9 protein-coding genes are annotated in these 12,148 nt (G+C 49.8%); 2 read left to right on the top strand and 7 right to left on the bottom strand.

Features of this window, described 5'->3' with window-relative positions; translation table 11 throughout:
• Positions 1-8: 8 nt before the first annotated feature.
• Entirely contained in the window at positions 9-863 is an 855-nt protein-coding gene (locus tag LIZ87_RS07025; protein WP_227146009.1) for a hypothetical protein, read from the top strand.
• A gap of 15 nt (positions 864-878) precedes the next feature.
• Here the strand turns inward: LIZ87_RS07025 and LIZ87_RS07020 are convergent, their stop codons facing one another.
• From LIZ87_RS07020 to LIZ87_RS07005, 4 genes are all read right to left on the bottom strand, one after another.
• Entirely contained in the window at positions 879-2,318 is a 1,440-nt protein-coding gene (locus LIZ87_RS07020; protein ID WP_178316237.1) for a phosphoglucomutase/phosphomannomutase family protein, read from the bottom strand.
• Between the two features lie 95 nt (positions 2,319-2,413).
• Positions 2,414-4,066 (bottom strand): ABC transporter permease, encoded by a 1,653-nt coding sequence (locus tag LIZ87_RS07015; protein ID WP_178316236.1) that lies wholly within the window; start codon positions 4,064-4,066, stop codon positions 2,414-2,416.
• Positions 4,060-5,139: an ABC transporter ATP-binding protein gene (locus LIZ87_RS07010; protein ID WP_178316235.1), complete on the bottom strand. Its 1,080-nt coding sequence runs from the start codon at positions 5,137-5,139 to the stop codon at positions 4,060-4,062. Before LIZ87_RS07010 ends, LIZ87_RS07015 begins: the two co-directional genes overlap by 7 nt.
• Positions 5,140-5,284: 145 nt before the next feature.
• On the bottom strand, positions 5,285-6,418 hold the full coding sequence (locus LIZ87_RS07005; protein WP_227146007.1) for an ABC transporter substrate-binding protein: 1,134 nt from the start codon (positions 6,416-6,418) through the stop codon (positions 5,285-5,287).
• A 266-nt stretch (positions 6,419-6,684) separates the two neighbouring features.
• On the opposite strand from LIZ87_RS07005, the gene LIZ87_RS07000 reads away from it, so the two are divergent.
• Complete coding sequence (locus LIZ87_RS07000; RefSeq protein WP_227146005.1) at positions 6,685-8,817, top strand: glycogen debranching protein; 2,133 nt, start codon at positions 6,685-6,687, stop codon at positions 8,815-8,817.
• A gap of 119 nt (positions 8,818-8,936) precedes the next feature.
• On the opposite strand, the gene LIZ87_RS06995 is transcribed toward LIZ87_RS07000, so the two are convergent.
• From LIZ87_RS06995 to LIZ87_RS06985, 3 genes are all read right to left on the bottom strand, one after another.
• Positions 8,937-9,524, bottom strand: coding sequence for a guanylate kinase (locus LIZ87_RS06995; RefSeq protein ID WP_178316232.1), 588 nt, complete (start codon positions 9,522-9,524; stop codon positions 8,937-8,939).
• Positions 9,525-9,556: 32 nt separating this feature from the next.
• The gene (locus LIZ87_RS06990; RefSeq protein ID WP_227146093.1) at positions 9,557-11,071 is read right to left on the bottom strand and encodes an aminotransferase class I/II-fold pyridoxal phosphate-dependent enzyme; all 1,515 of its coding nucleotides are present in this window, start codon (positions 11,069-11,071) and stop codon (positions 9,557-9,559) included.
• 138 nt (positions 11,072-11,209) lie between these two features.
• A complete protein-coding gene (locus LIZ87_RS06985; protein ID WP_227146003.1) occupies positions 11,210-11,860 on the bottom strand; it encodes a GntR family transcriptional regulator in 651 nt (216 codons plus the stop codon).
• Positions 11,861-12,148: the final 288 nt, after the last annotated feature.

Genomic DNA, 12,148 nt, shown 5'->3' with positions numbered 1-12,148 from the left:
ACAACGCTATGACTCCAAGTATCATCGAACAATTCATCCAATCCAAAAAGGGAAATCCGGCCCTCTGTGAGGACGGGCTCTTTGTCGGGGAGCATTTTATTGCAGTGGTGGACGGAGTCACAGGAAAGGGTATCGTACCCTGGAACTGGGATGAGGACGGGGATGGCAGAAATGCAGAGACGGGCATTACCAGCGGCCGCTTTGCAAGAAATGTCCTTCTCTCCGCCTTAAAGCGCCTTCCCATGGACATAGACTCTGCCTCTGCCATCACCTTTTTAAACAACAGCCTGACCCAGGCCATAGGATCCCGTATGAAAAGCTTAATAGACTGCCTTGAGGAGCGCCCTCAGGCTGTTATCATTCTTTACAGCGCATTTTACCGGGAGATCTGGGCCTTTGGGGACTGCCAGTGCATGATCAACGATACAGTCTTTACCCACAGCAAAAAGATCGACAGCCTTATGGCACAGGCCCGCTGCCTCTACAATGAGATTGAGCTGATACTGGGCACTTCCATCGCAGATCTGGAAAAAAATGACAGCGGCCGTCAGGCCATTCTCCCTCTTCTGCGCCGCCAGCTAAGCCTTGCAAACGCCGCTTCCCCCTATGGCTATGACGTGCTGGACGGCTTTTCTATCCACCCCGAGCGCACCGTCATCCACCAGGTATCCCCCGGCGCCCAGGTAATCCTTGCCAGTGACGGCTATCCCGCCTTAAAGCCCACCCTGGCAGAGAGCGAGGAGGCCCTTAAAATGCTCATAGAAAAGGACCCCCTGTGCATCCATGAAAATAAGGGCACAAAGGGTCTTCAGAACGGCTGTCTGAGCTTTGATGACAGAACCTATATACGGTTTATGGCCTAAAGATTAGAAACCAGCTCACACCCCCAAAAACTCCTCAAACACCCTGCACACTTCCACAGCCTCTTCCTCCTTCTCCATCTCACAGAAGATCCGAAGCAGGGGCTCTGTACCGGAGAATCTTGCGATGGCCCAGCCTCCATTCTCAAAATACACCTTGCAGCCATCCATATAGGATACCCGTTCCACCTCAAAGGGCAGCTTTGGCAGCTTCTTCTCCACCAGCAATATCTTCTGTATTTTCTCCTTTTCCTCAGGAGTAAACCGGTAGTCCCTCTCCTCCATATGGATCTCCCCGTATTCCCTGCGGATGTCCTCTGCGATCTCTGAAAGCTTTTTCCCGGACACAGCGATCATCTCCACCAGCAGGGAAGCTGCGTAGATGCCGTCCTTGCCGTTGATATGGCCCTTTACGGTCAGTCCGCCGGAGGACTCTCCGCCAATGATGGCCCCTGTCTCCTGCATTTTTGCAGAAATATGCTTAAAGCCCACCGGAACCTCAAAGCACTGCTGCCCAAAGCTCTCCGCCACCTTGTCAAGCACATGGGTAGTAGCCAGGTTTCTCACCGCCGGGCCTCTCCAGCCCTTATATTTTAAGAGGTAATAATACAGCATCACCAGGATATCATTTGCATGGAGGTAACGCCCCTTGTCATCGATCACACCCAGCCTGTCCGCATCCCCGTCCGTGGCAATGCCGATATCGCAGTACCGGTCCAGCACATAGTTCTGGAGATTGCGCAGGGTATTCTCTGTAGGCGCAGGCATTTTCCCGCCAAAAAGCGTATCATGCTCTGAATTGATGGTCTCCACAGTGCAGCGCGCAATAGACAATATGGTGTTAAGGGCTGTCAGGCTGACACCGTACATGGGATCAATGGCAATGCGCAGGTCCCGCTCCCTGATGACATCCATATTGATCACGGAAATAATATTGTCCAGATATTCATTCATGGGATTGATCTCCGCCACCATTCCGGCCTTCACAAGCTCTGTATAGGAGGGCGGAGGCATCTGCCCATCCTCTTTGTCCGAGGGCGTATACTGCTTTTCCGCCTCCAGAAGGTATCCCTCGATCTGGGCTGTCTGCCTCTCGTCCGCGTCCCGTCCTCCATGGGTAAACACTTTGATCCCATTATAAATAGCCGGGTTATGGCTGGCTGTCACCATCATACCGTAATCCAGCCCGTGCTTCATCACATAGAACATAATGAGAGGCGTCGGTGAGCTGCGGTTGATAAACAGCACCCGTATGCCCTGGCTTCCAAATATCTGGCAGGCCCAGATCACAGCCTCCTTTGACAGAAACCTTCTGTCATAGCCAATGACAATCCCCTTGTCTGCTTTCCCTTCCGCCTTCATTTTGAGGCACAGGGCCAGGGAAAGCTTCTGTATATTCTCCTTCGTAAAGCCCTCGCCGATAATGGCCCTCCAGCCACCAGTTCCAAATTTTACCATTTTCTGTCTCCTTCTTATCCACATTTTTTCAGAAAAAGCCCTAAGCCATCCACATTTATCCGCAGACCGCTTCGGGCTTATTCACATTTCACATCTTATACAATAGAAACCTTCCCCTTGCTGACCTTTAAGAAGATCAAAAGTGAGATCACCGTGCTGACCGTCAGGATCGACGCCAGCGCAGCCGCCGTGCCAAAGCTGTTTCTCACAACCTCTGTATAGATAGCCACAGAGATAGTACTTGTCTTTCCTCCATAGAGCATAACGCTGGAGGACAGCTCATTGATACAGGTGATCCAGCTTAAGATCGCTCCTGACAGGACACCGGGGGCCATAAGCCTTGCCGTCACCTTCACAAAGGTCTTCATGGGAGAAACGCCCAGGCTGATGGAGGCCTCCTCCACGCTGGGATCCATCTGCTGCAAAAAGGCACTTCCCGACCGCACCGTATAGGGCAGCTTTCTTACTACAAAGGCAATGATCATGATCACAGCCGTACCAGTTAAGATCACCGGCTCCTTGTTAAATGCAACGATCAGGCTGATACCGAGAACAGCGCCCGGGATCACAAAGGGGAACATGATGAGAAGATCCATCAGCTGCCCTGCGATTCCCTTCTGCCTTACAACGATATAGGAGATCAGCATGCCCAGGATGATGATAAACACGATTGCAACCGTAGAGAATACAAAGGTATTCCTGATATTGGTCCACAGGCGGTTAAAAATGGTGACATAGCTGTCGATGCTGAAGCCCTTCTTAAAGCCTGTGAAATCGCTCTTGATAAAGCTGCTCACTACCACCACGATCTGGGGCAGGATACCGATAAATGTCACCAGCATTACCGGAAAGGTCACAAGAAAACGCCTGAAACCGTGAAGCTCTTCCTCCTTCGGAGGACGCATAGCTGTCATCACATAATTCTTTCTGGTGACAAAATATTTCTGGAGAATAAGCACGGTGGTGGAACAGAACACCACCACTACTGACAGTGCGCTTGCCAGATGGGCGTTTCCTCCGATCTCACTCATATATTCGTTGTAGACCAGGACGGGAAGAACCATATAGCCCTCGCCGATCAGCATGGGAGTACCGAAGTCTGCCAGGCTCGTCATAAATACCATGATGGCTCCGGCTGCAATGGAGGGAAGGACGACCGGGAGCGTGATGGTCCACAGCCTGCGCAGCTTATTGCTTCCCAAGTTCTCTGCAGCCTCCTCCAGGCTGGAGTCAATGCTTCCCATAGCTCCTGAGGTATACAGGTACACATAGGGGAACAGCTTAAAGGTAAATACCAGGATGATCCCCAGCTTTCCGTAAATGCTGGGAAGATGGATGCCGACGGTTGCAAACAGCTTTGTCACAAAGCCGGAGCGTCCAAACAGCATGATCCAGCTGTAGGCCCCGATAAAAGGCGGGCTCATAAGGCTCATGATGATAAAAATGTGGATAAATTTCTTTCCTAACACATTATACCTGGACATCACATAGGCAATGGGAACGCCCACCACCAGCGTAGTACAGGTTGTCACAATGGATATGAACAGGCTGCGCCCCAGAGCAGAATAATAATATTTCTTTGTAAAGAAACGGATATAGTTCTCTAAAGTGAAACCATCCACCTTGCTGGAGAAAAAGCTTCTGGTGATCAGGGTGCAGAAGGGGTAGATCAGGAATATCAGCATAAAGCCCACGACCCCTACCTTGACCCAGAACCAGAAGTCCAGCTTCCTTCCTGACTTTACCATGAGATCACCTCCTGGGTAGCGGCATCATAGACCCCAACTGCATTGATATCAAAGTTTACCTTAACCTCCTGTCCATCCGGCCGCAGCTCATGGATATCCTTTGTATACTCATTAAGCTGTATGGTCTGGCCGTTATTCAGCTCAATCTCATATTCAATGAAATCCCCCAGGAAGGTAGAAATCGTGATCCGTCCGGGAAGCCCATTCTTCTCGTCAAAAAACAGCTGCTCCGGCCTTGCCGAGATGATGCCTTTTCCCTTAAAGGGAGCCTTCAGGCGGCAGGTGATGCTGCACTCATCCTTGATATTGAGAACAGCTTCATTCGGATCCTTCCCATCCACATCACATTCCACAAAATTGGAAACACCAATAAAGCCTGCAACAAAGGTATTCTCAGGATTCTTATAGATCTCCTCAGGAGTACCCACCTGCATGATATTGCCCTCCTTCATGACAGCGATCCTGTCAGAGATCGCCAGTGCCTCCTCCTGATCATGGGTTACATAGATCGTTGTAATTCCCAGCCTTCTCTGCAGCTTCTTGATGACTGTCCTCATCTGGACTCTCAGCTTTGCATCCAGGTTGGACAGAGGTTCATCCATGAGAAGCACACCTGGCTCAATGACAAAGGCGCGGGCCAATGCCACCCTCTGCTGCTGGCCGCCGGACAGCTCATTGGGCTTTCTGTCCTTCAGCTTACCGATCTGTACCAGCTCCAGGGCCTCCTCCACCTTTCCGGGGATCTGATCCTTCGGAACCTTCTTTGCCTTCAGTCCATAGGCGACATTCTCCGCCACTGTCAGGTGCGGGAAAATGGCATAATTCTGGAATACCATACCAATATCCCTCTTGTGGGCCTCCAGGTTGTTGATGACCTTGTCGTCAAAACAGATCTCGCCGCCATCCACCGTATTAAAGCCTGCGATCATACGCAGAAGAGTAGTCTTTCCACATCCGGAGGGACCCAGCAGCGTGAAAAATTCACCCGGCTTTATTTCCAGATCCACTCCGTTTAAGGCTGTAAAATCGCCGTATTTTTTCACGGCCTTCTTAATAATCACTGCATGACTCATGCTGAGAACCTCCTTGTCGTGAGCACTTAACGCCTGTCTTTTAGGCGCTTGCGTGCGATACTGCTAAATCTGAAAGACTGCCCGCCCACCGGGGCCAGGCAGTCTCACATCCGTTACCTATCTTTATCCTAATCCGTTCATCCGGTTAATCAACCATGATATCATTGAACTTCTCAATGATAGACTCCTTCTCATTTGCAGCCCAGTCAAAATCATAGTCAACTAATACAATGTCCTCCAGCTTCGCAAGTCCATCTGCGACCTCCATGTCGCTTCTTACCGGACGGCGGCCCCAGTTCTGGCTCTGCTCTGTCTGGCACTCCTTAGAAGTTACGAAATCGATGAACAGCTTTGCATTCTCCTCGTTGGGAGCACCCTTTACAAGAGCTACGCCATCCGGAACAGCACTTGTCCCATCCTTCGGATATACAAAGCCGACAGAAGGATCATCCTTGTACTGGATCGCAGCCTTCTCCAATGTCAGTCCTACGTAGAACTCGCCGTCAGCAACCATCTTGTGGCACTTACCGGAGGAGTCAACAATCTTTCCATCCAGATTGTCATATAACTGCTTGATGAAATCCCAGCCGTCTTCCTTGCCGCCATGTCCTAAGATCATGGTGCACAGCTGTGTATAAGCGGAGCCGGATTTAGAAGGCAGACAGAACGCGATCTTGCCCTTCCACTCTGGCTTTATCAGATCCTCCCATCCCTCTGGAATGCTTAAACCGTCCTTCTCGATCAGATCCTTGTTGTAGAAGATAACCATAGGCAGCGGGCTCTCGCCGATCCACATGTCATCCGGATCCTTGTAAGCCTCGCCAATGAACTCGTCATTTGCACAAACATAAGGTGCAAAATACTCTTTAAATGCTGCCAGGGAATCTGCGCCGCCGCCCCAGAGAACGTCTGCGATCGGGTTCGCTGACTCAGCTGCAATACGGTTGCAGAGCTCGCCGGTTCCTGCTGCAACGACCTCAACCTTTACGTTCGGATAAGTTTCCATGAACAGGTTCACGCCTGCGTTCAGAGGATCCGCATCATGTGGTGAATACACAACTACGGTTCCTGTGTAATCCTCCGGAGCCTTTTCACCTGCCGGAGCTTCGGAAGCTTCCTCCTTTGCTTCCTCTGCCTTTGTCTCAGCCGGAGCCTCTGTCTGGGCTGCTGTCTCAGAGGGAGCTGCGGCCTGGGTCTCTGCCGTCTTACCGCCGCCGCAGGCTGCCAGACTTAAGGCCATCATTGTTGCCAGTGAAGCTGCTACAAAACGTTTCTTCATATTACACCTCTCCTTTTTATAAATTATTTGTTTCCTATGGTCCTATTATATTCTTTCATTATATGTTTTTCCATTTAATATTCTTACATTTCTTGTGTTATTCTGAACTATTGCATAATTTTCTTTGCTTTATTCTCATTTTTATGTATATAATATACATAAATCTTCTGCATGTATCATTTGACGCATTTATGTAAAAAAAGTATAATATATCTGCTGGCTTCCAGCGATCACGCCCATTTTGGGCAGAACGGAGCTTTCTGAATATGAAATTTTACAGCCATAAATTAACCCTGGACTCTCCCATCTCTGTCAGCCCCATGGCAGAGATATCCGGCTTTCCGGTCCGTCCGGGAATGTTTGATATAAACGGCGCCTATGCACTGCAGTGCGGCGTTAACTTTACCATACACACCCACCACGGGACACACTGTGAGCTTCTCCTGTTCCACCGGGGCGAGGAGGAGCCCTATGCAGTCCTTCCTTTCCCTGATGCCTATAAGATCGGGGATGTCTATTCCATGATCGTCTTTGGCCTCAACATAGAGGACTTTGAATATGCCTACCGCATAGACGGCCCCTGCAATCCGGAAAAGGGCCTTATCTACGACAAGAAGGCCATCCTGCTGGATCCCTATGCCAGGGCGGTGGCCGGGCAGCACATATGGGGTGAGAAGATCACCGGAAGCTACCGGGCCAGAGTCGTAAAGGATATCTTTGACTGGGGGGACATGCCCCAGTCCACCCGTGAGATGAGCGACCTTGTCATCTATGAGCTTCACGTAAGGGGCTTTACCCGCCACAGCTCCTCCGGTGTCGAACACAAGGGTACCTTTGCCGGACTGATGGAAAAGATCCCCTACTTAAAAGAGCTGGGGATCAATGCGGTGGAGCTCATGCCGATCTTTGAATTTGACGAAACCATGAATGCCAGAGAGGTGGACGGCAAACAGCTTCTGGAATACTGGGGCTACAATACCGTAGGCTTTTTTGCACCCAACTCCAGCTATACTGCATCGGAGGAGTACAACCAGGAGGGAACGGAGCTGAAAAAGCTCATCAAGGCCCTTCATGAGAATGGGATAGAAGTCATACTGGATGTGGTATTCAACCACACGGCTGAAGGAAATGAAAAGGGGCGCACCTTCTCCTTCAAGGGCATTGACAATAACATCTATTACTTGCTGACACCCAATGGAAATTATTATAATTTCAGCGGCTGCGGCAATACCTTAAACTGCAATCACCCCATTGTCCAGCAGATGATCCTGGAATGCCTGCGCTACTGGACTGTCAGCTACCGTGTAGACGGCTTCCGCTTTGACCTGGCCAGCATTCTGGGAAGGAATGAGGACGGCTCTCCCATGAACAATCCTCCCCTCTTAAAAAGCCTTGCCTACGACCCCACTCTCAGCAATGTAAAGCTCATCGCCGAGGCCTGGGATGCAGGCGGCATGTACCAGGTAGGCAGCTTCCCTGCCAGCAGGCGCTGGGCTGAATGGAACGGGCGCTACCGCGATGCCTTGAGAGGCTTTTTAAAGGGCGACTGCTGGGAGTCCTGGAACGCGGCCTGGAGCATTTCAGGCTCAGGAGACCTGTACGGCGGCTATTATTCCAACGGGGACAGCAACTACGCAGGCTATAACTCCTGCGTTAATTTCCTTACCTGCCATGACGGCTTTACCCTTTACGACCTCTATTCTTACAATGAAAAACACAACCTGGCCAATGGCTGGAATAATACAGACGGCTCCAATGACAACCGCTGCTGGAACTGCGGGGAAGAAGGGGAGACAAATGACCCTGCGGTACTGAGCCTCCGCTTCCGCATGATCCGCAATGCCTGCGCCATCCTCATGTGCAGCCGCGGCACTCCCATGTTCTTAGCAGGAGATGAATTTGGCAATACCCAGCATGGCAACAACAACAGCTACTGCCAGGACAACGAGATCTCATGGCTTGACTGGCGCCTTCTGGAGAAAAATAAGGAACTGTTTGAATTTTTCAAGTTCATGATCCATTTCCGCTTCCGCCATCCCGTGATCCGCAAGGAGCTCCCAAATGCTGTCTGCGGCATGGATCTCATCCATACCCACAACATCCATGCAGAGGAGACCAATATCCCCAGAGATGCAAGGACCTTCTCTGTCAGCTTTGCCGGATATGACAGCAAGCATGGACATGATGACATCGTGTACATCTCTGTCAACACCTATTGGGAGAATGTCACCATCACTCTTCCGGACTTAAAGAGAAGAGGCCACTGGTATCTCAACGTCAACACCTATGGAGACGGGAAAGGCCGTTATTTCTATCCGGAAGGCCAGGAGACCCGCATAGACGGCTCCTTTACCATGCGCCCCCGGTCAGTGGCAGTCTTTACGGCAAACATGTTATAGCTTTGTGTTTCATGTTTTCGGCCCCGATCATTTCCACCCTAAAACCAGCAGGCAGCCAGATCACTTCTTCCGGCTGCCTGCTGGTTTTTTCTGTATTCTCTTTTCCAGTTTTCACCATGTCACTCACATAAGCGCCTGATCTCTTCCGTGATCTCCCGGATACATTCCTCCAGGACCACATTCTCATACTGCCTTCCAATGCCGCACCGCTCCAGATTTTCCCGGCAGAAATCCTGTTCATCTGCAAGATATCTTCTGCACATCTCGGCATATTTTGGCTGCTTCTGCCTTTTCTCCCGCTCCAGCGCCCGGCCAAGCCTGAGACCATCCTCCACGTGGATATATATGGGAACCATAGCCTCTCTGCCATAGTATTCCATAAGCCTTTCATAGGATTCCAACGTTCCCATCATCAGATAGCTTCCTCTGCCCAGGTCAATTTGACCATCGTCCACTGTAAAATAGCTCCATGGCCCATATACCGTGTCATAGGTCCTGCACTCGATCAGCCGGTTTTCCCTCCTGCATTTTTCCAAAAATTTCCTGTCAGTAAAATAATACTCCACACCATCCTGCTCCCCGTCCCTGACCGGGCGGGTGGTATACATTCTCACTGTCTGAAGGCCGGGAAGCCTGCGCACCAGCTCCTTATAAATCGTATCCTTTCCTGAGGCGCTCTTTCCCATTACATAAAATATCTTTCCCATTGCGATCTCCATCTTCCTCTTTGCGGGGAGCTTTATCCTTTTTCCACCACCTGTATCCGCTCAAGGCTTTCATCCAAAAGACCCTGAACAGGCAGCCCCTTCTTTTTATAGTCTTGTATCACTGCCAGAACCTTTCTGCTGATCCATTCGCCGGGAGCCAGGATCGGGATACCCGGAGGATACACATAGACAAACTCACCGGAAATGCAGCCTCTGCTGTCATCAAGCTTCACTGCTCTCTTTTTCCCCTCCATGGCCTCTGTAATGGTCATGGCTGTGTCATTTACAATGCTGTATACGCTCTGCCCTGACACAGGCTGCTCTCCGCCTTCTTTTATCCTGCGGCTTTCTAAGGCCTCTGCCTGCTTTCCAATCTCCCCATCGATTGCAAGAAGCCCTTCTTCCAGCCTTTTTAATCCCTCATGGCTGTCCATCACTGTCGTGATGGCTGTCACATAATCGGCCCCGCACATCTCCATTTCCAGGTGATATTTCCTGCGGAGCATATCATCCAGCTCTGCCCCTGTGATCCCGGCCTCCCTGGTGGATACCACGATCTTGGAAATATCCATATCAAAGACACCTCCCTGCCCTGCCAGGCCCTCCGCCAGCTTCAAATGCTTCATTCCTTCCAGCCTCTTTCTCATCCCCTTAAGGACATCGGCATACTCCTGAAATCCTCCTGTCGCCCTGCTCCTTTCTTCCATACGGAAAATGCTGTTTTCAATACTTGACATGAGCACATAGGAAGGGCTGCTGCTCTGTACCATGTGAAGATACCGCTCCACAGCCTCCTCATTTCCATAAAAGCCTCCGTCCGGCCTGTTATATTTCATATGGAGAAGGGCTGTCTGCGTCAGGCTGGGCAGAGTCTTATGGACACTCTGGATCACAATATCGGCTCCCAGCTCTAAGGCCGATACCGGAAAATACCTGCTGTAACGAAAGTGTGCTCCATGGGCTTCATCCACGATCAGAGGAAGACCTGCTCTGTGGACCACCCTGGCAATCGCCTCGATATCCGATACGATTCCGTCATAGGTAGGGGATACAATGAGAACTGCCTGGGTATCCATATACCTTTTCAGAAGTCTTTCCACATCCTCTGCCCGGATACCTCCCTGTATCCCCAATCCTTTTATCTCTTGTGGATAAATATAGGAGGCAGTTAACTGGCTTAAATATACTCCATTGTAAACAGATTTATGGCAGTTCCTGCTCATAAGCAGGCGGCCGCCGCGCTCCACACAGCCGCAGACAGCCGACAGTATACCGCTGCTGCTTCCATTTACCAGATAAAAGGTTTTATCTGCCCCGTAGACCCCGGCTGCCCATTCCATGGATTCTTTTAGGATTCCTTCCGGATGATGGAGATTATCAAAGCCGTCGATCTCCGTGATATCGATCAAAAACGGATCAGGGAACGCTATCCCTCTTAAAGCCTCCGGCTCCCCCTTCAGACGCTTATGCCCAGGCATATGAAAGGGATACATATCCGTATCCTGATATGCCCTCAGCCTGTTTATCAAAAGCTCCTCTTCTCTCATCTTCTCTCCTCCCGGATCTGCGCTTTCCATCTATTATACATGAAAATCCCTTGTCTGTGCTTAGAACATTTAAAAAAGCGCTTTTCCCAGCCTTCAAACTGCAAAAAAGCGCCTTCCTATACTTCTCATACCGGAAAATCACTTCTCCGGCTTCTCATAATATCCCATGATCCGGTAAAATCCTCCCTGGTAATGCTCCTCCATCAGCTTTCTCGCCAGAGAATAGTTTTTCACCGCATAGGCCTCTGTGATCTCCTTGTGCTGGTTGATCGAGTCTGTCTTGTCATCCAGAGTGCGGATGGCATAGCGTATCAGCATAAAACGTATCAGATTGTACCGCTTATAAGTCTCCTTTAGAAAACGGTTTCCGCAATAGTCAAAAAATGTCTTGTGAAACCGGAAATCCGCGTCAAAGTAAGCGTTATCATCCTCTGCCTGCTCCATCTTTTCCTGATACTGGTAGAGATCCTTTGTCACCAGCTTCGGATCCCCCTTGCGTGCAGAGAGCATGAGCGCCTGGCAGGACAGGCTCCCTATAAAATCATTGATCTCCTCTGCATCCTCCAGATCAAAATCGATCAGTCTTGCTCCTGTCTTCGTTACCTCTTTGATAAGTCCGTCCTGATAAAGTTTGTTAATAGCATCGCGGACCGGAGTGGAGGAAACCTGGAAGCGCTCCTGCAGTTCACGGTTTATAAGCTTATCACCAGCCACGATCTTACCCGCAAGGATATCTTCTTTCAATATGTTATATACCTGCTCGCTCAGTGTCAGCTTTACAATGTTCATGTCTCATCCTTATCCCTATGTTTGCTCACTCAATAGTCTCAATTATGCAGCCTAGCTCTCCCTGCTTGCCTAACCGTACTCTTAATTTTACTACATATTCCAAAAAAAAGCAAGAATTGTCTTGTTTTAGGTCAATAAGACTAGTATTTTCCAAAAACTAGAAACCCATTCTTCCCCTCTGTGAAAAAAAAATAAAAATTTATAAAAAGACTCTTGACTTTTGTAATTTTTGTTGTATTATATAATACATAAAGCATGATGCATCATGCATTACGTAACAATCCAATA

Source organism: Lacrimispora sp. 210928-DFI.3.58, from assembly GCF_020554865.1.
Taxonomy (GTDB): Bacteria; Bacillota; Clostridia; order Lachnospirales; family Lachnospiraceae; genus Enterocloster.
The sequence above is the reverse complement of the archived record's forward strand: the minus strand, read 5'-3'. Positions and strand labels throughout refer to the sequence as shown.

Bases quoted from the DNA above. Each gene is read 5' to 3' on its own strand.
- LIZ87_RS07005 (WP_227146007.1), bottom strand. From the start codon at position 6,418: ATGAAGAAACGTTTTGTAGCAGCTTCACTGGCAACAATGATGGCCTTA.
- LIZ87_RS06985 (WP_227146003.1), bottom strand. From the start codon at position 11,860: ATGAACATTGTAAAGCTGACACTGAGCGAGCAGGTATATAACATATTG.
- LIZ87_RS07000 (WP_227146005.1), top strand. From the start codon at position 6,685: ATGAAATTTTACAGCCATAAATTAACCCTGGACTCTCCCATCTCTGTC.
- LIZ87_RS07015 (WP_178316236.1), bottom strand. From the start codon at position 4,066: ATGGTAAAGTCAGGAAGGAAGCTGGACTTCTGGTTCTGGGTCAAGGTA.
- LIZ87_RS07010 (WP_178316235.1), bottom strand. From the start codon at position 5,139: ATGAGTCATGCAGTGATTATTAAGAAGGCCGTGAAAAAATACGGCGAT.
- LIZ87_RS07020 (WP_178316237.1), bottom strand. From the start codon at position 2,318: ATGGTAAAATTTGGAACTGGTGGCTGGAGGGCCATTATCGGCGAGGGC.
- LIZ87_RS06995 (WP_178316232.1), bottom strand. From the start codon at position 9,524: ATGGGAAAGATATTTTATGTAATGGGAAAGAGCGCCTCAGGAAAGGAT.
- LIZ87_RS07025 (WP_227146009.1), top strand. From the start codon at position 9: ATGACTCCAAGTATCATCGAACAATTCATCCAATCCAAAAAGGGAAAT.
- LIZ87_RS06990 (WP_227146093.1), bottom strand. From the start codon at position 11,071: ATGAGAGAAGAGGAGCTTTTGATAAACAGGCTGAGGGCATATCAGGAT.